Here is a 20,430-nt window from a genome sequence, read left to right as displayed (position 1 = left end):
CTCCGGCGGTTCATTACCTTTAAACGTGACAAACGGAACAGTGGCAATGTCTCAAGATCTGAAAGAAGCAGCCCTTGAATATCACGCCAAGCCGCGGCCTGGTAAGCTGAGTGTTGAAATCACCAAGCCAACCAAGACTTCCCGCGACCTTTCCCTGGCGTATAGCCCCGGGGTTGCCGAACCGGTCCGCGAGATCGCAAAGGACCCGGAGAACGCATACAAATACACCGCCAAGGGCAACCTGGTGGCTGTTATCTCTGATGGTTCCGCGATTCTTGGTCTGGGTAACCTGGGTCCGCTGGCAAGCAAGCCGGTTATGGAAGGCAAGGGCGTACTGTTCAAGCGCTTTGCCGGAATTGATGTCTTCGATATTGAAGTCAATTCCGAAAGCCCGCAGGCGTTTATTGAAACAGTTGAGCGTATTGCAGACACCTTTGGTGGAATCAACCTGGAAGACATCAAGGCGCCCGAGTGCTTTGAGATTGAGCGTGCTCTTATTGAGAAGTGCAACGTGCCGATCTTCCACGATGACCAGCATGGTACTGCTATCGTAACTGCGGCCGGCATGATCAATGCCCTTGAGCTGCAGGGTAAAAAGATTGAAGAGGCGAAGGTGGTGTGCCTGGGTGCCGGTGCCGCCGCTATTGCCTGCATGAAGTTGCTGATCAGCTGCGGTATTCGCTCTGAGAACATCTTCATGCTCGACCGCAAGGGTGTGATCCATTCTGGTCGTGATGATCTGAACCAGTATAAGGCGATGTTTGCCAACGATACTGACAAGCGCACTCTGGATGATGCTATTGATGGCGCGGATGTATTCCTGGGTCTGTCTGGTCCGGATCTGCTGACCGCTGACCAGCTGAAGAAAATGGCTCCGAAGCCTATCGTATTTGCCTGCTCCAACCCCGATCCGGAGATCAGTCCGGAAGTTGCCCTGGCAACCCGCGATGATCTGATCATGGCCACCGGTCGTTCTGATTATCCGAACCAGGTTAACAACGTGTTGGGCTTCCCGTTCATTTTCCGTGGAGCGTTGGACGTACGTGCCACCGCTATCAATGAGGAAATGAAGGTGGCGGCTGTCAATGCAATCCGCGAGCTGGCGAAAGAGCCTGTGCCCCAGGAGATCTGTGAGGCGTATGGCGTGGATAGCTTCGAGTTCGGGAAAGAGTACATCATTCCCAAGCCGATGGATGTCCGCTTGCTTGAAGTGGTGCCCGCGGCGGTTGCCCGCGCTGCGGTGGATTCCGGGGTTGCCCGTAATGCATACCCTGCGCACTACCCGCTCAAGTCCATGGACGACATTATCTGATCTGTCGTTCAGGGTGATAAAAAACCGGCGGTGATCCCGCCGGTTTTTTTGTGCCTGTCCAGGGTGTCAGAAGATTCTTCGTGAGAGGTCGTCTTCCTCGGAACCGCCGTTACCATCGTTCTCGGTTTCTGATGTCAGCGGTGGTGGCGCGTCTTCTTCGCGGAAGACCTCAAATACGCCGTCTTCACCGGGCCTTGCCCGCTGTCCGGTCTCTGGGTTGATCCGGATATTTACGATGCCGTTGGGACGAGGCATAAGGGAGGAGGGTGCTCCTTCGAGAGCTACTTCCATGTAGTCCAGCCAGATGGGTAGCGCGGTGCTGGCGCCGAACTCACGTCTGCCAAGCGGTGCCGGTTGGTCGAATCCTACCCAGGTGGTTGTGGCCACTTCATGATTGAAGCCAGCGAACCAGGTGTCTTTCTGCTCGTTCGTGGTACCGGTTTTACCGGCAATGTCATCCCGGCCCAGTGCCAGTGCTCGTCTGCCTGTGCCGCGGCGAATTACATCCTGCATCATCGAGTGCAGAATGAAGACGGCGCGCTCGTCTGCCAGTCGGCGCATCACGCGAACTTCTGGCGACTCGTCGTTGCTCTCGGAGGAATCCGCCGCCGTAGCTACGTCGCTTTCTTTCTCATCTGAAGTCGCTTGTTCTGAAAGCTCATTGCAGTTTTCCTCGCACAGAACGGTTTCAGGGGCCTGGTAGATGATCTCACCGTTGAAGTTGCTGATGGTCTCGATCAGGTAAGGTTCAACGTCATAACCGCCGTTGGCGATTACGGCCATGCCTCTCGCCAGTTCCATGGGGGTAAGCTGGCCGCTTCCGAGCGACAGCGACAGGTTGTCGGGCATGTTTTCGGTCGGAATTTCCAGCTGCGCCAGGTAGTCGAGAGTTTTCTCTATGCCCAGATCGCGCAGGAGCCGGATTGAAACCAGGTTGCGTGAGCGATAGAGCGCTTCCCGAAGCCGGGTCGGACCATAAAACTGTCCGGAGGAGTTCTGGGGCCGCCATGCGGTCTCAAGTTCGGAGTCGTCGAATACGATTGGCGCATCATTATAAATAGTGGCTGGCGTCATGCCGCTTTCGAGGGCGCTCAGGTAGAGGAAGGGCTTGAAGGTTGAGCCTGGCTGTCTCCGTGCCTGAGTGGCCCGGTTGTATTTGCTCTGACCAAAGCTGTAGCCCCCTGTCAGTGCCTCAATGGCTCCGGTTTTGGCTTCCAGTGAGATCAATGCGCCCTCCACCCTCGGAATCTGGGCGAGTGCGACGTTCACTGCTGCGGGCTGCTCCGGCTCGTCAACCTGTGGCTGTTGCTCGTTGGTGTCAGCTTCCGGGGAAGCCTGGAGCGGGTCCTGGGCGCGCACATAGATAACATCGCCTGGCGAAACAACATCTGAAGGTTTCTCGGGCTCCGGGCCAGTGAGGTTTTCGGTCTTGTAGCGCTTTGCCCAGGTCATGGTTTCAAAGGGCATGACGGCGGAGCCGATGCGGCGTGCGTGTACACTCACTTCGCCAGATTCGTCGTCAACATCCTTGACGATTGCGGGCAGCAAGGACTCGATCCGAGGGTAATTCAGAATCAGGTCGGACAATTCGCTGTTGGCGAGTGTTTCCTGGTCGATCTGCCCGACGGGGCCACGGAAGCCGTGGCGTCGATCATAGGCTTCGAGGCCGTTCCTCAGCGCTTCGGTGGCAACTTGTTGCTTTTTGCCATCAACTGTAAGGGTGACGGTGTAGCCATCTGTGTAGGCGTCTTCCCCAAATCGCCGAACCATCTCAGATCTTGCCATTTCAGCAACGTAGTCGGCGTCGACTTCCGTTTCTGTACTGTTATAACTGGCGGTAATGGGGGCTGAAACCGCAAGCTCATGGGCATCCGAAGTGATATATTCCAGATCTCGCATGCGCCCGAGAATCCAGTTCCGGCGAATCATCGCACGGTCCGGGTTGGCCAGGGGATTGAACGCCGATGGCGCTTTGGGAAGGCCGGCGAGCATGGCCATCTGGGCCAGTGACAATTCTGATACCGGCTTGTTGTAATAAACCTGCGCGGCAGCGGCAATCCCGTAGGCCCGATTGCCCAGATAGATCTTGTTCAGATAGAGCTCGAGAATGCGGTTTTTATCCAGTTCACGTTCGATCTGAAGAGCCAGAAGTATCTCGTTGAACTTCCGGATAAAGGTTCGGTCCCGTGACAAAAAGTAATTTTTTGCAACCTGCATTGTGATGGTACTACCTCCGGACTGGATCTCGCCGGTAGAGACCAGTTCGATTGCAGCCCGCGCCAGGCCTTTGATGTCGACCCCGAAGTGCTCGTAAAAACGCGAGTCTTCAGCCGCCATAAAGGCTTGTAACTGAATTGTTGGGATCTGTTCGATTGTGATGGGTGCCCTTCTCTTTTCACCGAATTCTGCTATTAATCTGTTGTCTTTGCTATAGACCCGTAGTGGCGTCTGAAGCTTGATGTCCAGAAGCTGGTGTACCGGCGGAAGGCCAGGGCGAAGGTAAAGATAAAAGCCTGAGGTTACGATAACGGCGACACTCAGTCCGGTAAGAAACAACCAGGCAAAAAGGCGAGATGTGCGCAACAAATGAGACATTTTTTTCTGACAACTGTTGGATATAGGTCTATCATTTGAGAAATTGCTTTAGGATGGAAGAGTCTCCTCACCGCCGCAAAAGTTCTCAATTAAAGAAGAACAGGCATTGTAGACGGAATGGTGAAGAAATTCTCTTAAATAAAAAACACATAAGTTACGTAACCGGGTGCATCTAACCAGGTATAGGGCGAGCGCGTGTTTGGATTAGGAAAGAAATCCAGTGCAGTGCTGGGCGTGGATATAAGCTCCAGCTCGGTCAAACTTCTGGAGCTGTCAAAGCAGGGCGACCGCTATAAGGTCGAGAGCTACGCGGTAGAGCCATTGCCGGCCAATGCCGTAGTGGAAAAGAATATTACGGACGTTGAGGCCGTGGGCGAAGTGATGAAGCGAGTTGCTTCCAAGTCCCGCTCAGGCGTTAAACAGGTTGCAGTGGCGGTCTCAGGCTCTGCGGTTATTACCAAGGTCATCCAGATGGATGGAGGTCTCAACGAATTCGAAATGGAAGACCAGATTGCCCTTGAGGCCGATCAGTATATTCCATACCCGCTGGATGAAGTGGCTATCGATTTCGAAGTTCAGGGACCTTCTGAAAGCAACCCCGACCAGGTAGATGTGCTTTTGGCTGCGTGCCGGAAGGAAAACGTCGATATTCGAGAAGATGCGCTCGAGATTGCTTCTCTGACGACCAAGGTAGTTGACGTTGAGGCTTACGCCCTTGAGCGCGCCTACGCTCTGATTGAGCCTCAGCTGGACTCGCAGGGCGAGGAGCTGGTAGTGGCGATTGTGGATATCGGTGCAACCATGACCACGCTGAGCGTTCTGGCAGGTGGAAAAACCGTCTACACCCGTGAGCAGATATTTGGCGGTAAGCAGCTGACCGAGGAAATCCAGCGCCGCTACGGTCTTTCTCTGGAAGAGGCCGGCCTTGCCAAAAAGCAGGGCGGGCTGCCCGATGACTACGAGTCTGAAGTGCTGACCCCGTTCCGCGAGGCTGTGGTGCAGCAAGTTGCCCGAGCACTTCAGTTCTTCTTTGGCGCCAGCCAGTACAATGCTGTCGATTATGTGGTTCTGGCAGGAGGCACTGCCTCGATTCAGGGGCTGACGGAGATGGTCGAAGAAAAGACGGGAACGCCGACCATGGTCGCGAATCCTTTTGCAGACATGGCAGTAGGGTCACGGGTCAACGCATCGGCACTGGGTAATGATGCGCCTTCCCTGATGATTGCCTGCGGCCTGGCAATGAGGAGCTTCGACTGATGGCAAAGATTAACCTTCGACCGTGGCGCGAGGAGCTTCGCGCCGAGAAACAGAAGCAGTTTGTGGTCATGATTCTTGGCGCCGCGATCATTGCCGGCGGCCTGGTTTTCCTGTGGAAGACCGATATGGACAGCCGGATTGCTTACCAGCAATCCCGGAACGCCTATATCGAGACAGCCACGAAGAAACTGGACCAGCAGATCAAGGAAATCGAGAATCTCAAGCGCAAGCGGGATGAGCTTCTTGCCCGGATGCAGGTGATCCAGGATCTTCAGGGCAAGCGCCCGGTTATTGTACGCGTCTTCGATGAGTTGGTGAGAACTCTGCCTGATGGTCTCTTCTACACGGATCTGACCCGGTCAGGCGAGCGTGTTGATATTGTTGGAATGGCTGAGTCTAATAGCCGGGTTTCGGCCCTCATGCGTCAGTTCGAGGAGTCCGAGTGGTTTACGGATCCCAACCTCTCAAATGTGTCAGCTGCTGATAGTCGCCGGGCCGGTTACAGCCAGTTCAACCTGTCAGTTAAACAGAAAACGCCCGAGCCCGAAGGGGAGGATGAGTAATGAGCCTCGCGGACTCTCTGAAAAGCCTTAATGAATTTGATATAAACGATCTCGACGTTAACAACGCTGGTATATGGCCTGCACCAATCAAGGCGATCGTCGTACTGATCATTTTTGGACTTATCGCCGGAGGTGGTTACTGGTTCTTCATCAAGGATCAGTACGCCCAACTTGAACGGGTGGAGCGCACCGAGCAGGAACTGCGCAAGAAATATGAGGAAAAAGCTTATCAGGTAGCCAATCTTGAGGTCTTTAAGGCCCAGATGGCTGAAATGGAAGAAACCTTTGGCGCTCTGGTAAGACAACTTCCGAGTGAGACAGAAGTGCCTGGGCTGCTCGAAGATATAACCAACACGGCTCTAGGCAACGGCCTCGCACTTCAGGAAGTGAAGCTGCAGCCAGAGCAGCGCCGGGACTTCTATTCCGAGCTGCCAATCAACATTCGTGTGTCTGGCTCGTATCATGAGTTGGCATCTTTCGTCAGCAGTGTTGCGAGCCTGCCACGGATTGTGACGCTGCACGACTTGACCATAAAACCAACTGGCGGAGACGGAGAACGGCTTGATATGCAGGTTGTGGCTCGTACTTACCGCTACCGGGCTGGAGAATGAGCATGACAGGAAAGCATGCGGTAAAGGCCTGGCTGGGTGTTTGTCTGGTGTCTCTCCTGACAGCATGTTCCCAGGGCAGTGGATTCTCAGATCTTGATCAATTCATGGCCGAGACGAGGGCGAAACCGAGAGGCTATGTTGAGCCCTTGCCGGAGTTCAAAGCTTACGAGGCTTTCAGCTATTCCGCAGCAGATCGCCGCGCGCCGTTTGAACCTCCCATCGACGTTCAACTGACCATGGTGGACCAGCAACCGGTCAGCGATGTTGAACCGGATATGGATAGACCGAGAGAAGTTCTTGAGAATTTTGACCTGAAAACGCTTGAAATGGTCGGCACACTTCAGGGCGCATCGGGTAACCTTTTTGCCCTGATTGAAGATGAGACCGGCGGAATCCATAGGGTCCGTACCGGAAATTACATGGGGCAGAACTACGGCCGCATTGTGGGCGTCAGTGAAACCCGTATCGAGCTTATTGAAATCGTTCCCAATGGCCGGGGTGGCTGGGTTGAGCGTCCTCGCTCCCTGACCCTGGAAGAGGGCGCAGGCTAAGGAGCGGCTGGATGAAAGTTGAAAGAAACATGCACGTACAAAAAAGTTTAGGGTCGAGGCTAGCGATGTTCAGAAAACTCAATGTATACGTCAGCGTGATTGCTTTTGGGTTGTTCTCCGGCCTGGCCAACGCGGTCACGCTGGAAGACGTGTCGTTTTCGTCGCTACCGGGCGAGCGGCTTGAAGTTACACTGCAATTTGATGGAGCGCCGCCGGAACCCTCCGGTTACACCATTGAGCGTCCTGCTCGTATCGCGGTGGACCTTCGGGACACGACCAGTGGTCTTGAAAGTCGCAGTGTTCCTCTGGGATCAGGCAACGCCCAGAGCATGACCGTGGTGGAAACCAAGGACCGCACCCGGCTGATATTCAACCTGGTCGAGCTGGTCCCCTATGACACAGTTCGTTCGGGCAACTCCCTGGTCATGACAATTGGCGGCCAGGCCGATGGCGTTGTCGCGAGTTCCTCTGCTCCCGCGTCTCAAAGTAGTTCAACATCGGGCTCCATGTCTGCCAACGCTCTGGCCGGTGTGGATTTCCGTAGGGGCAAGGACGGTGAAGGTCGCGTTCTTGTTGATCTGGGTAGCTCCAGCACGCCGGTGGACCTGATAGAGCGCGCCGGCAAGATCCGCCTGACAATGGATAATATTGAAGTTCCCTCGGATCTGCGGCGCCGGCTCGATGTTACAGACTTTGCAACACCGGTGACCCGTATTGACACCTTTGTGGAAGATGGCAATGCCGTAGTCGAGATCACCCCCGAAGGCAATTACGACTACATCGCCTACCAGTCTGGTAGCCAGTTTACTGTGAGTGTTGAGGAACTGAGTCAGGAAGAAGCGGAGTCCCGTAGGGAAGAGAAATTCCCGTACACCGGCGACAAGCTGTCCCTGAACTTCCAGGATATTGAAGTTCGCTCGGTTCTTCAGCTGATTGCAGACTTCACAGGCTTGAACCTGGTGGCCAGTGATACGGTAGGCGGCAGCATTACCCTGCGGCTTCAGAACGTTCCCTGGGATCAGGCGCTGGATCTGATTCTCAAGACTAAAGGGCTTGATAAGCGTCAGATCGGTAACGTGTTGCTGGTAGCGCCTGCCGATGAGATAGCCGCGAGGGAGAAATTGGAGCTCGAAACTAACAAGCAAATTGCCGAACTGGCTCCGGTTCGTCTGGACATTATTCAGGTCAACTACGCCAAGGCGGCTGACATTGTTGCCTTGATCAAGGAAGACGAAGAGCTGATCTCTGACCGCGGCTTTGTCTCCTCTGACGTCCGCACCAACACTATCAGTGTTCGTGAAACTGCGGAAAAGCTTGATGAAATTCGCCGCCTGGTATCGACATGGGATGTGCCGGTACGTCAGGTATCTATTGAGGCCCGTATTGTTCGGGCTCAGACTAATGTGGCTGAGAACCTGGGTGTTCGCTGGGGTGGAGCAGCATACGATGTAAGCGGCGACAACGTTTTCTCCATAGGTGGCTCTCAGGGCGCGGTTGAGGAGGCTCGGCAGGCCGCTGGCGGGACAAACAATACTATTACTTTCCCTGGAGCGCTGGCAGTTGATCTTGGCGTTACAGGTGAAGGTGCGTCATCCTTCGCTATCGGTTGGGGCAGCGACGACTTCCTGGTGGATCTGGAACTCTCAGCTCTTGAGAGCGACGGTCAGGCCGAGGTGGTCTCCCAGCCGAGAGTTGTGACTGCCGATCGTCAGACGGCGTCCATCAAGTCTGGTGAGGAAATTCCCTATCAGGAAGCGTCCTCAAGTGGTGCAACGTCGGTTTCGTTCAAGGAAGCCGTGCTCTCTCTGGAAGTAACACCGCAGATTACTCCGGATGACAAGATCATCATGGACTTGGTGGTTAATCAGGACTCCCGAGGTGAGGTGACTGCCGGTATTCCTTCGATCAATACCAATGAAGTCACCACGCAGGTTCTGGTTGGGAATGGCGAGACGGTCGTTCTGGGCGGTATCTTCCAGTCGGAAGTCGCGACCCAGACTACCAAGACGCCGTTCCTTGGAGATATCCCTTACCTGGGTCGTATCTTCAAGCGCACCGAGCACATCGATGAGCGCAGCGAGTTGCTGATCTTCATCACCCCCAAGATCATCAAGAACGATCTACTTCGCTAACCGGTGAAGTTCAAAGGCCGCCGCTTAAAACCGGCGGCTTTTTTGTGCCTGAAACAGGCTCGAGTCGGGTCCTGAACTTATGCAATCACCGGCCCTGTGATATTCTCACCCGCCTGAACAAAACTGAGCGGAAGTTATGTCTTTGCCGAAACGCGTTGTCCTCGTTGGCCCAATGGGAGCAGGGAAAAGCACGATAGGCCGGATGCTCGCCAAAGAGCTCGGCTATCGTTTTCTCGATTCTGATCGCATCATTGAAGAACGATGCGGGGCCAACATCCCGTGGATTTTCGATGTTGAGGGGGAGGATGGCTTTCGTCTGCGGGAAACGGCCATGCTGGATGAGTTGTCCCGCGAGGATAACACCGTGCTGGCCACAGGGGGCGGGGCGGTCATGCGCCAGGAAAACCATCCTATCCTGAAGAGGGATGCGATGGTGATCTATCTGAAAACGTCGATAGAGCAACAGGTAGAGCGAACGCGCAAAGACCGAAATCGACCCTTGCTTCAGAACGACGATCCGGAGGCGGTTCTTCGGAAACTTTTCTCGATCCGCGATCCGCTTTATTCGAGCCTGGCAGACATAATCATGTACACAGACAGGAAAAGCCCGAGGCTTGTCGTTCGTCAGTTGGTCAATCGGCTGAACCCGAAAACCCCACGTCATAAAAGGCAGGTCCGGAAGGAAGGTCGTAATCATGTCTGATCGGTATCGCGAACTCTCGGTGGAGCTCGGTGAACGCAGCTATCCCATTTTTATCGGCGAAGATCTTCTCGGTACCCAGGATCTGTCATCTTACGTGTCCGGGGCACAGGTCATGATTGTCACCAACGAGACGGTGGCACCGCTCTATCTTGACCGGGCGAAGGCCTGTTTCCCGGGGAAGCGGGTTGATACCGTCACCCTTCCAGATGGCGAGAAGTTCAAGGACTGGCAGACCCTTAACAGTATTTTTGATGGTCTTCTCGAGCAGCGGCATACCCGGAAAACCACTCTGGTTGCACTCGGTGGCGGTGTCGTTGGTGATATGGCAGGTTTTGCTGCCGCCTGCTACCAGCGGGGTGTTCCTTTTATCCAGATTCCAACTACCCTGCTTTCCCAGGTGGACTCTTCTGTCGGAGGCAAAACCGGCATCAATCACCCTCTTGGCAAGAATATGATTGGCGCTTTTCATCAGCCACAGGTGGTATTGATAGACACCGCAAGCCTGCAGACCTTGCCAGCTCGGGAGGTTTCAGCGGGGCTGGCAGAAGTCATCAAGTATGGGCTGATTCGGGACCAAGCCTTTCTTGCCTGGCTTGAGGAGCATATGGATTCTCTGGTCAGCCTCAATCCGGAAGCGCTCGCAGAGGCTATCTTCCGGTCCTGCGCGTGCAAGGCAGAGGTTGTTGCCCTCGACGAACGTGAAGGTGGTCTCAGGGCCATACTGAATCTGGGTCATACCTTCGGGCATGCGATAGAAACCTATGCGGGCTATGGCAACTGGCTGCACGGAGAGGCAGTAGGAACCGGTATGCTCATGGCCGCTGAATTGTCCGCTCTTGAGGGGATGATCAGCCGTGAGGATTGTGACCGGATAAACCGACTTATCTTGTGCGCCGGGTTGCCTGATAAGCCTCCGGTCGGAATGACTGCAGATGACTTTATGAGCTTGATGGCTGTCGACAAGAAAAACGTGGACGGCCTGCTCAGGCTGGTCCTGCTTCGCTCGGTTGGCGATGCGGTTGTCACATCCGACGCAAGCCCTGAAAACCTGGCTTTGACGTTTGCCCGTTTTTGCAGCTCGACATGATGCCGGCCAGAAGGCTTCATTAATCTGGTAACGGACCAGCGAACAAGGAAGACCCGTGACTGAAGAAAGCTTGAACAGTCTTGATGGCGGCGGCCTTTTCCCCAGGCTTCAGCAACGTTATAGCCTCCGTGCCAATCCCCTGGAGATGGAGACTCCGTTTTTTCCGGATGCGATGCGTCATCATGCTCTGGAGGCGTTACGCCATCTTTGCGGTTTTGGCGATATGGCCCTGCTACTCACCGGTGCTGCCGGTGCGGGCAAAACCCGGATCTTAGCGGAACTGGTCCGCAGCGAGTCGTCCAGGCTTGATTTTCACCGCATACCTGCTGCAGCGTTGACCAGCGCCCAGGCGCTTGCCCGGGACCTGAAAGCGGTGGCTCGTTCCAGCCTCGGACCGGAAGACAGCCCGCGAGATCTGGTTTATCACTTCTTCAGATGGTCGGAATCCCGGGTTCGAAAGGGGCAGCGTATGGTCCTTTTGATTGACGATGCAGACCGGGCGCCGACGGAGTTGCTCAGGCTGATTCTGTCCGCGTACCTGGCTTCAGAGCGCGGCTCTTCAGCCGTTCCTGTATTTGCCGGTACTGATAACCTGGTTCAGATGCTGGGCCTGGATGATTCCAGCACAAGTGTTCATCAGATACATCTCCGGCCACTGACGAAAGACGAAATTCTTGCCTATCTTGAGCCAAGGGTTCATTCAGCCGGCGGTAAGGCGGGCGAGCTTCTCAGTCCGGCCCGGGTTTCGAAAATGCACGCATTGAGCCAGGGGAGTTTTTCGAGGCTGAAGCGTGTAACGCCAGGCGTTTGGCTGGACATGGTGTCGGCACCGAGTGCGGGTCGATCCCGTGAAGTGCCCTGGATAAGGCTTCTGTGGCCGTCGTTGGCCCTGGTTCTGCTTGCGGGCTCCTGGTGGTTCGTATCGCGCCAATATGATGAGTCGGTTGCCGAAGAGGTTGTGAAAGCGCCAGAGCCGGTGAGAAAGAGCATTACCATTGGTCCGGAAACCGGGGATATCGAGCCCGCTCCCGATGATCCACCGATTGCGACCGAAACTCTGTTGACAGAGCCGGCAACCGAGCCGGACCCTGTCCAGCCAGAGCCAGAGCCAGAGCCAGAGCCAGAGCCAGAGCCAGAAGCCGCGCCCGAGTTCACTCCGGCCGATCCGGAGCATTTTGCAGCCATCGACCAGGTTCGGGCGCGAGGAGGCTGGACCGTACAGCTGGTCGCCGGCAATCTGGAGCAGACTGCACTAAATGTCATATCCAGCTATTCAGAGCTCGACGATCTGGTGTATACCCGAGGGGAAAGGCAGGGCCAGCCCTGGTTTATGGTATTCTATGGCGAGTTCCCTAGCCGGGAGGCAGCGAATGCCGCAGCATCCGGTTTGCCGGAAGAGCTGGCTTCCCGGTCGCCCTGGGTGCGTCCGGTCGACAATTTATAACGCCGTCATTTCCGGCGCTAACTTGTTGTTCCGTAACCTTGTCGATTGGTAATTCCGGTTTCGGCTTCCCACAATAACTCCACGCCGATTTGAGTACGTATTTCTACGTGTGTAAAATAGCCAGCCCCCATTTTCAGTGTCAAAGGGTGGTTGTATGGCCGCGCGCCAATTAACTCTTTGATTGAAAAGCATTTCTACGTGAGAGAACGCTTATGATGACAGGTTTGTATCATCCCGATGAATTCAGGGACAACTGTGGATTCGGTCTGATTGCCCACATGAAGGGCGAGGCCAGCCATAAGTTGTTGCAAACTGCCATCGAGTCTCTGACCTGCATGACCCACCGAGGTGGTATCGCTGCAGACGGCAAGACCGGCGATGGTTGTGGCCTGCTGATCCAGAGCCCGGATGGCTTCCTGAAAAAGGCCGCCAAGGCAGCCTTTGGCAAGGAGCCAGGCGACCTCTTTGCCGTGGGCCAGGTGTTTCTTAACCCCGACGAGAACAAGGCTGCCGCCGGTCGCGCGGCTATTGAAAAAAGGCTAACCGAACAGGGTCTGGAAATCCTCGGCTGGCGTGAAGTACCGGTGGATGACAGTTGCCTGGGCCCTATGGCGCTGGATTGCCTGCCCCGAATTGAACAGGTGTTTGTGGTGCCTGATGGCAAGGAAGAGCGTGACTTTGCGATCAGTCTGTTCGTCGGTCGCCGGCACGCCGAAAGCGATATGGCCGACGATCCGGAATTCTATATTTGTAGCCTGTCGCACCGCACTCTGGCCTATAAGGGCCTGATGATGCCGGCGGATCTGGCCAATTTCTACAAGGATCTGGGTGACCCGGATCTTGAGACCGCTATCTGTGTATTCCATCAGCGGTTCTCGACCAACACCATGCCCCGGTGGCCGCTGGCCCAGCCGTTCCGGTATCTGGCCCATAACGGTGAGATCAACACCATTGACGGCAACCGCAACTGGGCCATCGCCCGAGCCGCCAAGTTCAGCTCTCCGGAACTACCGGATTTGCAGACCCTGCAGCCGCTGGTGAATCTCACCGGTTCCGACTCCTCGAGTATGGACAACATGCTGGAAGTGCTGCTTGCCGGAGGTGTAGATCTTTTCCGTGCCGTTCGCATGATGATTCCGCCGGCCTGGCAGAATGTCGACAGTATGGACTCGGAGCTGCGAGCGTTTTACGAGTACAACTCCATGCATATGGAGCCCTGGGATGGCCCCGCTGGGCTGGTCATGTCGGACGGCCGCTATGCTGTGTGCATGCTGGATCGGAACGGCCTGCGCCCGGCTCGCTGGGTCATCACCAAGGATGACTTTATTACTCTGGCATCAGAGATTGGTACCTACGGGTACCAGCCTGACGACGTGGTTGCCAAGGGCCGTGTCGGGCCAGGTCAGATGCTGGCAATCGACACTGAATCCGGTGAAGTCCTGCACACCAAGGACATCGATCAGCGGCTGAAGACCGCCCAGCCGTACAAGCGCTGGTTGCGTGAGAACGCGCTGCGCGTGGAAACCACGCTGAACCAGGATACCCCGGATTTCAGGCTGATGGACTCCGACGAACTTCTGGTGCATCAGAAGATGTTCATGGTCTCCTTCGAGGAGCGTGACCAGGTGTTGCGCCCGCTGGCGGAAAACGGCCAGGAAGCCGTTGGCTCCATGGGTGACGATACCCCGATGGCCGTGCTTTCAAGCAAGGTCCGCCACGTTGCTGACTACTTCCGCCAGAAGTTCGCCCAGGTGACCAATCCGGCCATCGATCCTTTGCGTGAGTCGATTGTCATGTCCCTGGAGACCTGTCTGGGGGCTGAGCGCAACGTGTTCGAGGAAACTGCCGATCACGCAGATCGCATAATTCTGACTACGCCCGTACTGTCTCCGGCCAAGTTCCTGAAGATCGCCAACAACGAACGTCCCGGATTCGAGGTGGCTCGTATCTCCATGAGCTACCGTCCAGAGCAGGGGCTGGAGCAGGCGCTTCGTCAGGTATGTGACGAAGCGGAGCAGGCCGTCCGTGATGGCAAGGTACTGCTGATCCTCACCGATAAAGATCTGAAAGAAGGTGAACTGCCGGTCAACGCCCTGATGGCTACCGGTGCGGTTCACCATCACCTGGTCCAGAAGGGGCTGCGCTGCGATTCCAATATCATTGTTGAAACCGGTTGGGCCCGGGATCCCCACCATTTCGCTGTGCTTTTCGGTTTTGGTGCGACGGCGGTGTATCCGTATCTTGCCTACCAGGTGCTGAATGATCTGATTCGCACCGGCGAACTGCTGATGGATCCGATTGACGCCAAGAACAACTATCGGAAGGGCATCAACAAAGGGCTGCTGAAGATCCTCTCCAAGATGGGTATCTCGACCATCACCTCCTACCGGGGCGCCCAGCTTTTCGAGGCGATCGGTCTGGCTGACGATGTCGTTGACCTGTGCTTCAAGGGTGTGCCGAGCAGGATCCAGGGTGCTGGCTTCTACGATTTCCAGCACGACCAGGAGCAACTGGCCTCTGCAGCCTGGAAGCCGCGCAAGCCGATTGTCCAGGGTGGTCTGCTGAAGTATGTCCACGGTCAGGAATATCATGCCTTTAATCCGGATGTCGTCGGCAAACTGCAGGAAGCGGTAACCAGTGGCGACTATGGTCACTACAAAGAATATGCCGGTCTGGTCAATGAACGTCCGGTAGCAACCCTGCGGGATCTCCTGGGCTTCCGGAAAGACCTCAAGCCGATTGACCTTTCCGAGGTTGAGCCGGCAGAGAACATTTTCCCGCGCTTTGATTCTGCGGCCATGTCCCTGGGTGCGCTGTCTCCAGAGGCTCACGAGGCCCTGGCAGTCGCTATGAACACTCTGGGTGGTCGCTCGAACTCCGGCGAGGGCGGTGAAGATCCGGCCCGCTATGGCACCGAAAAGCGCTCCAAAATCAAGCAGGTGGCTTCCGGGCGTTTCGGCGTCACTGCCGAATACCTGCGTAGTGCTGATGTCATGCAGATCAAGGTGGCCCAGGGCGCCAAGCCCGGCGAGGGTGGCCAGTTGCCGGGGGGCAAGGTCAACGATCTGATCGCCCGCCTGCGCTATTCGGTGCCCGGTGTAACACTGATTTCACCGCCACCGCACCACGATATCTATTCTATTGAGGATCTGGCTCAGCTGATTTTTGACCTCAAACAGGTCAATCCCCAGGCCCTGGTGTCAGTGAAGCTGGTCTCCGAACCAGGTGTCGGTACGATTGCGGCGGGTGTGGCCAAGGCCTACGCCGACCTGATCACCGTTTCAGGTTACGATGGCGGCACCGCAGCAAGCCCGCTGACGTCCATCCGCTACGCTGGCTCCCCCTGGGAGCTGGGGCTGACGGAAACCCAGCAGGCCCTGCGGGCCAACGATCTGCGGGGCAAGATCCGTCTGCAGACCGATGGCGGCATCAAGACCGGTCTGGATGTGGTGAAAGGCGCGATCCTGGGTGCCGAGAGCTTTGGCTTCGGCACCACGCCCATGGTGGCGCTGGGCTGCAAATACCTCCGAATCTGCCACCTGAACAACTGCGCGACCGGTGTGGCTACCCAGAACGATCACCTCCGTGAAGAGCACTTCAAGGGCACGGTGGAAATGGCCATGAATTTCTTCCGTTTCGTGGCTGAGGAAACCCGCGAGTGGATGGCGAAGCTGGGCGTGCGCAGCCTGGAGGAACTGGTCGGTCGCGTTGATCTGCTGGAACGTCTGCCGGGCGATACCGAGCGCCAGAAGAAGCTGGATCTCAGTCGCCTGTTGTCCAATGACCATATTCCGGCGGACAAGCCTCAGACCTGTCAGGTGGAGCGGAACCATCCGTTCGACGAGGGCAAGCTGGCGGAACAGATGGTTCAGGATACCGCTGCAGCCATCAAGGAAAAGAGTGGTGGCGCCTGGTCCTACCGGGTAACCAATTGCGACCGCTCCATTGGCGCGCGTCTGTCTGGCGAAATCGCCCAGCTGCATGGGAACCAGGGCATGGTCGATGCGCCCATTACCCTGGACCTTACCGGCACCGCCGGCCAGAGCTTCGGTGTCTGGAACGTGGGTGGCCTCAACCTGATCCTCGAGGGCGATGCCAACGACTACGTCGGTAAGGGCATGACCGGTGGCAAGCTGGTGGTCAAGCCTCCCCGGGGCAGTGTCTTCAAGAGCCAGGAAACCTCTATTGTCGGCAACACCTGCCTGTACGGGGCAACTGGAGGCAAGCTCTTTGCGGCAGGAACCGCTGGTGAGCGCTTTGCCGTTCGTAACTCTGGCGCCCATGCGGTTGTGGAAGGCGCTGGTGATCACTGTTGCGAGTATATGACCGGCGGTCTGGTGACCGTTCTTGGCTCTACCGGGCACAATTTCGGTGCTGGTATGACCGGTGGCTTTGCCTATGTGATGGATCTCAACAACACCTTCGTGGACAAGTACAACCACGAGCTGGTCGAGATTCAGCGGATTTCCAGTGAAGATATGGAGTCCTACCGTAATCACCTGCGGGGTGTGATCCGTGAGCATATCTCGGAAACCGGCAGCGAGTGGGCTGAGCACATTCTTGAGAATTTCGACGACTACATTGGCCGTTTCTGGCTGGTGAAACCCAAGGCGGCGAACCTGCGCAGCCTACTGGCCAGCACCCGGGCGCGTCCGGAATAAGAAGCTGAGAGGGTTTTGGGGTGTGCAGCCTGGCTGCGGCCCTTGTCGAAATTGAGTTGATGAGAGCATCCTGATGAAAGAACGACTGAGTAACGACTTCCAGTTTGTTGAAGTAGGACGGGTTGACCCGAAGAAGGTCCCGGCCAAGAAGCGGAAAAAAGAGTTTGGTGAAATCTACCACCCTTTCACGGCAGATAGCGCGGCATCCCAGTCCCACCGCTGTCTTGAATGTGGTAATCCCTATTGCGAGTGGAAGTGCCCGGTTCACAACTACATCCCGAACTGGCTCAAGCTGGTTTCCGAAGGCAATATCATGCGGGCCGTCGAGTTGTGTCATCAGACCAACTCCCTACCTGAGGTTTGTGGTCGCGTATGTCCGCAGGATCGCCTGTGCGAGGGTGCCTGTACGCTGAACGACGGCTATGGTGCGGTCACCATCGGGTCTGTCGAAAAGTACATTACCGACACCGCTTTTGCCCTTGGTTGGAAGCCGGATATGTCCGCGGTGAAGTGGACAGACAAGAAGGTTGCGGTTATCGGCGCCGGCCCTGCGGGTCTGGGGTGCGCGGACGTTCTGGTTCGCAATGGCGTCAAGCCGGTGGTATTCGATATCTATCCGGAAATCGGCGGTCTGCTGACGTTCGGCATTCCCGAGTTCAAGCTGGAAAAATCCGTTATGACCCGCCGCCGCAAGGTGTTCGAGGAGATGGGCGTGGAATTCCGCCTGTCTACCGAGGTGGGCAAGGACGTTCAGCTGAAGGAGATCATTGACGAGTACGATGCCGTTTTCATGGGCATGGGCACCTACACCTACATGAAGGGCGGTTTCCCGGGCGAGAACCTGCCGGGCGTTTACGACGCGCTGCCGTTCCTGGTTTCCAACGTCAACCGCCGCCTTGGCTTCGAGAAAGACGAAGCGGACTTCATTGACATGAAAGGCAAGCGGGTTGTTGTCCTGGGTGGTGGTGACACGGCCATGGACTGTAACCGCACGTCGATCCGTCAGCAGGCCGAGAGCGTCACCTGTGCCTACCGCCGGGATGAGGCCAATATGCCTGGGTCCCGTCGTGAAGTGGCCAACGCCAAGGAAGAGGGCGTCAAGTTCCTCTTCAACCGTCAGCCCATTGCCATCATCGGCGAAGACAGGGTTGAAGGTGTGAAAGTGGTTCAGACCCGACTGGGTGATCCTGATGAAAATGGCCGTCGCCGTCCGGAAGTGGTTCCGGGCAGTGAGGAAGTCATTCCTGCCGACGCGGTTCTGGTGGCCTTTGGCTTCCGTCCGAGCCCGGCCGACTGGTTTGATGAACTGAAGGTGAATACAGACGATTCGGGCCGGGTAACCGCGCCGGAAGAGTCCGAGTTCATGTTCCAGACCAGCAACGAGAAAATCTTCGCAGGCGGTGACATGGTCCGCGGTTCGGATCTGGTCGTAACCGCTATCTGGGAAGGCCGTCAGGCTGCCGAAGGTATCATGGATTACCTCGATATCTGATCGCGGGATTGATCCTGATCAGAAGGGCGGTTTCCTAAGGGAAAGCCGCCCTTTTTTATTCCCGCAAACCGGGTATTATGGCTCCCCATCCAAATTTGCCCTTTTGTACAGAACACGCTGGATTTCCTATGACAGAGCTGAAAAATGATCGTTTCCTGCGCGCCCTGATGCGCCAGCCCGTGGACCGCACACCGGTTTGGATGATGCGACAGGCAGGGCGATACCTGCCGGAGTACCGTGCGACCAGGGCAAAAGCCGGCGACTTTCTCAGCCTGTGCAAGAACACGCCGTTGGCCTGCGAGGTAACGCTGCAGCCTCTGGAGCGTTTCCCACTGGACGCCGCAATCCTGTTTTCAGATATCCTGACGATTCCGGACGCTCTGGGTCTCGGCCTGTACTTCGAAACCGGCGAAGGCCCGAAATTCCGGAATACGATCCGCTCCGAAGCCGATGTCGCGGCCCTGCCGAAGATCAACGCCGAGATGGATCTGGACTACGTTATGAATGCGGTTTCCACCATCCGCGGAGCCCTGAACGGTAGCGTTCCCCTGATCGGTTTCTCCGGCAGCCCCTGGACCCTGGCGACTTACATGATTGAAGGTGGCTCTTCCAAGGATTTCCGGGAGGCCAAGAAGCTCATGTACGGTCAGCCGGAGGTTATGCATCGCCTGTTGGACCATCTTGCGGATGCGGTCATTGATTACCTCAACAGCCAGATCAAGGCGGGTGCCCAGGCTGTACAGATTTTCGATACCTGGGGCGGCGTTTTGAGCAGTTGGGCTTACGAAGAGTTCTCGCTCCGCTACATGAAGAAGATCGTTGACGGTCTGATTCGCGAGAGCGACGGTCGCCGGGTGCCGGTGATCCTGTTTACCAAGAATGGCGGTCAGTGGCTGGAATCCATTGCCGATTCCGGTGCAGATGCGGTTGGTCTGGACTGGACGACCGATATAGGTAATGCCCGGGCCCGCATTGGTGATCGAGTGGCCCTTCAGGGCAACATGGATCCGGCAATGCTGTATGCACCGCCTGAGCGGATTCGCCAGGAAGTGGCCGATATCCTGAGGCGCTTCGGTTCCGGCCCCGGCCATATCTTCAACCTTGGTCACGGCATTACGCCGGATGTGGATCCTGAGCATGCCAAGGCGTTCATTGAGGCCGTGGTTGAACTGAGCCCAGAGTATCATCGCTGAGGGGCTGGGGCTTCGTTCCTAGCCTTCGAGCCTGGAGTCTGAGTCTGTTGTAGGGCCCTTTCCAAAAACCGCTACGAGCACCCCTCCGGGGTCCAGCCTGCAATCATAGATTGCAGTCGTTCGGCTGTCGCATGAAGCTTCGCTTCATAAACGCTCGGCCTCACCCCTGTGGGCTTGTCTCCGGCCGTCCATGGCCTCCGACATTTTTGGAAAGGGCCCCACAACAGCCTCGCTCTCACATCGGAGATATGTCTGCCTATTCCACGGCCCTTGCTGGGCTCAAGATCCCCGGGATGCATTAAACTGTCCGGACCATAGTCAATCCCGTAGGTCGGATTAGGTGCGCAGCGCGTGCCGTAATCCGACAACCTTAGTCCCACTCAAAATCTACTCTGGATGCAATCTCCTGTCCGGTCTATAGTCAGGTAAAACAAGACCGGTAAACAGGAGTAACCACTTGCCCACAAAGACCCCAGAAAAGCGCCGGTTCCATCGGATCGAATTCGATGCGCCTTGCGAACTCCACTGTCAGGAGTCCGTCTGGACGACGGAGGTGCTGGATATTTCGCTGAAAGGTGTTCTGGTCAGGCGGCCGGAGGGGTGGCAGGTGCCGTTAAAGCAGCCCTGTGAGGTGATTATCCACCTGAACGACCATGAGGTGGGAATCGTTATGGCCGTCGAGCTTCGACACGTGGAGCCCCACAGGCTGGGTTTTAAATGCCAGTACATTGACCTCGACAGCGCGACCCACCTCAAGCGCCTCGTTGAGCTCAACCTTGGGGACCAGGCGTTGCTCGAACGAGAGTTCGCGCATCTTATCGACTAGATC

Annotated in this window: 14 protein-coding genes; 13 read left to right on the top strand and 1 reads right to left on the bottom strand. The window is 56.3% G+C overall.

Annotated features, from left to right (window positions below):
- Window positions 1-46: 46 nt before the first annotated feature.
- The gene (locus A8B84_RS20140; protein WP_064230271.1) at window positions 47-1,312 is read left to right on the top strand and encodes a malic enzyme-like NAD(P)-binding protein; all 1,266 of its coding nucleotides are present in this window, start codon (window positions 47-49) and stop codon (window positions 1,310-1,312) included.
- Between the two features lie 66 nt (window positions 1,313-1,378).
- Here A8B84_RS20140 and A8B84_RS20135 read toward each other — a convergent pair whose 3' ends face one another.
- The gene (locus A8B84_RS20135) at window positions 1,379-3,907 is read right to left on the bottom strand and encodes a penicillin-binding protein 1A (RefSeq protein ID WP_064230270.1); all 2,529 of its coding nucleotides are present in this window, start codon (window positions 3,905-3,907) and stop codon (window positions 1,379-1,381) included.
- Between the two features lie 195 nt (window positions 3,908-4,102).
- Here A8B84_RS20135 and A8B84_RS20130 point away from each other — a divergent pair, with 195 nt between their 5' ends.
- The 12 genes from A8B84_RS20130 (at window position 4,103) to A8B84_RS20075 (ending at window position 20,427) form a co-directional block, all read left to right on the top strand.
- A complete protein-coding gene (locus A8B84_RS20130; protein WP_064230269.1) occupies window positions 4,103-5,164 on the top strand; it encodes a pilus assembly protein PilM in 1,062 nt (353 codons plus the stop codon).
- Window positions 5,164-5,727: a PilN domain-containing protein gene (locus tag A8B84_RS20125; RefSeq protein WP_064230268.1), complete on the top strand. Its 564-nt coding sequence runs from the start codon at window positions 5,164-5,166 to the stop codon at window positions 5,725-5,727. The genes A8B84_RS20130 and A8B84_RS20125 overlap by 1 nt, the downstream gene beginning before the upstream one ends.
- The gene (locus tag A8B84_RS20120; protein ID WP_064230267.1) at window positions 5,727-6,338 is read left to right on the top strand and encodes a type 4a pilus biogenesis protein PilO; all 612 of its coding nucleotides are present in this window, start codon (window positions 5,727-5,729) and stop codon (window positions 6,336-6,338) included. The genes A8B84_RS20125 and A8B84_RS20120 overlap by 1 nt, the downstream gene beginning before the upstream one ends.
- Window positions 6,339-6,340: 2 nt before the next feature.
- On the top strand, window positions 6,341-6,889 hold the full coding sequence (locus A8B84_RS20115) for a pilus assembly protein PilP (RefSeq protein ID WP_064230266.1): 549 nt from the start codon (window positions 6,341-6,343) through the stop codon (window positions 6,887-6,889).
- A 65-nt stretch (window positions 6,890-6,954) separates the two neighbouring features.
- The gene (pilQ, locus tag A8B84_RS20110) at window positions 6,955-9,021 is read left to right on the top strand and encodes a type IV pilus secretin PilQ (RefSeq protein ID WP_201257921.1); all 2,067 of its coding nucleotides are present in this window, start codon (window positions 6,955-6,957) and stop codon (window positions 9,019-9,021) included.
- Window positions 9,022-9,157: 136 nt separating this feature from the next.
- Complete coding sequence (gene aroK, locus A8B84_RS20105; RefSeq protein ID WP_064230264.1) at window positions 9,158-9,724, top strand: shikimate kinase AroK; 567 nt, start codon at window positions 9,158-9,160, stop codon at window positions 9,722-9,724.
- Window positions 9,717-10,811, top strand: a complete 1,095-nt coding sequence (aroB, locus tag A8B84_RS20100) for a 3-dehydroquinate synthase (RefSeq protein ID WP_064230263.1) — start codon at window positions 9,717-9,719, stop codon at window positions 10,809-10,811. Before aroK ends, aroB begins: the two co-directional genes overlap by 8 nt.
- 55 nt (window positions 10,812-10,866) lie before the next feature.
- Window positions 10,867-12,255, top strand: a complete 1,389-nt coding sequence (locus tag A8B84_RS20095; RefSeq protein ID WP_064230262.1) for an AAA family ATPase — start codon at window positions 10,867-10,869, stop codon at window positions 12,253-12,255.
- Window positions 12,256-12,467: 212 nt separating this feature from the next.
- Window positions 12,468-16,916: a glutamate synthase large subunit gene (gene gltB, locus A8B84_RS20090; RefSeq protein ID WP_064230261.1), complete on the top strand. Its 4,449-nt coding sequence runs from the start codon at window positions 12,468-12,470 to the stop codon at window positions 16,914-16,916.
- A 73-nt stretch (window positions 16,917-16,989) separates the two neighbouring features.
- Entirely contained in the window at window positions 16,990-18,408 is a 1,419-nt protein-coding gene (locus A8B84_RS20085) for an FAD-dependent oxidoreductase (protein ID WP_064230260.1), read from the top strand.
- Window positions 18,409-18,536: 128 nt separating this feature from the next.
- Window positions 18,537-19,601 (top strand): uroporphyrinogen decarboxylase, encoded by a 1,065-nt coding sequence (gene hemE, locus A8B84_RS20080; protein WP_064230259.1) that lies wholly within the window; start codon window positions 18,537-18,539, stop codon window positions 19,599-19,601.
- A 457-nt stretch (window positions 19,602-20,058) separates the two neighbouring features.
- On the top strand, window positions 20,059-20,427 hold the full coding sequence (locus tag A8B84_RS20075; protein ID WP_064230258.1) for a PilZ domain-containing protein: 369 nt from the start codon (window positions 20,059-20,061) through the stop codon (window positions 20,425-20,427).
- The last annotated feature ends 3 nt before the right edge of the window (window positions 20,428-20,430 follow it).

Source organism: Marinobacter sp. EhC06 (assembly GCF_001650915.1).
In the GTDB taxonomy this organism is placed as follows: Bacteria; Pseudomonadota; Gammaproteobacteria; order Pseudomonadales; family Oleiphilaceae; genus Marinobacter.
The sequence above is the reverse complement of the archived record's forward strand: the minus strand, read 5'-3'. Positions and strand labels throughout refer to the sequence as shown.

Excerpts from the sequence above, each read along its gene's own strand:
- A8B84_RS20140 (WP_064230271.1), top strand. The coding sequence starts at position 47 with ATGTCTCAAGATCTGAAAGAAGCAGCCCTTGAATATCACGCCAAGCCG.
- A8B84_RS20135 (WP_064230270.1), bottom strand. The coding sequence starts at position 3,907 with ATGTCTCATTTGTTGCGCACATCTCGCCTTTTTGCCTGGTTGTTTCTT.
- A8B84_RS20125 (WP_064230268.1), top strand. The coding sequence starts at position 5,164 with ATGGCAAAGATTAACCTTCGACCGTGGCGCGAGGAGCTTCGCGCCGAG.
- A8B84_RS20120 (WP_064230267.1), top strand. The coding sequence starts at position 5,727 with ATGAGCCTCGCGGACTCTCTGAAAAGCCTTAATGAATTTGATATAAAC.
- A8B84_RS20115 (WP_064230266.1), top strand. The coding sequence starts at position 6,341 with ATGACAGGAAAGCATGCGGTAAAGGCCTGGCTGGGTGTTTGTCTGGTG.
- pilQ (WP_201257921.1), top strand. The coding sequence starts at position 6,955 with ATGTTCAGAAAACTCAATGTATACGTCAGCGTGATTGCTTTTGGGTTG.
- aroK (WP_064230264.1), top strand. The coding sequence starts at position 9,158 with ATGTCTTTGCCGAAACGCGTTGTCCTCGTTGGCCCAATGGGAGCAGGG.
- aroB (WP_064230263.1), top strand. The coding sequence starts at position 9,717 with ATGTCTGATCGGTATCGCGAACTCTCGGTGGAGCTCGGTGAACGCAGC.
- gltB (WP_064230261.1), top strand. The coding sequence starts at position 12,468 with ATGATGACAGGTTTGTATCATCCCGATGAATTCAGGGACAACTGTGGA.
- A8B84_RS20085 (WP_064230260.1), top strand. The coding sequence starts at position 16,990 with ATGAAAGAACGACTGAGTAACGACTTCCAGTTTGTTGAAGTAGGACGG.
- hemE (WP_064230259.1), top strand. The coding sequence starts at position 18,537 with ATGACAGAGCTGAAAAATGATCGTTTCCTGCGCGCCCTGATGCGCCAG.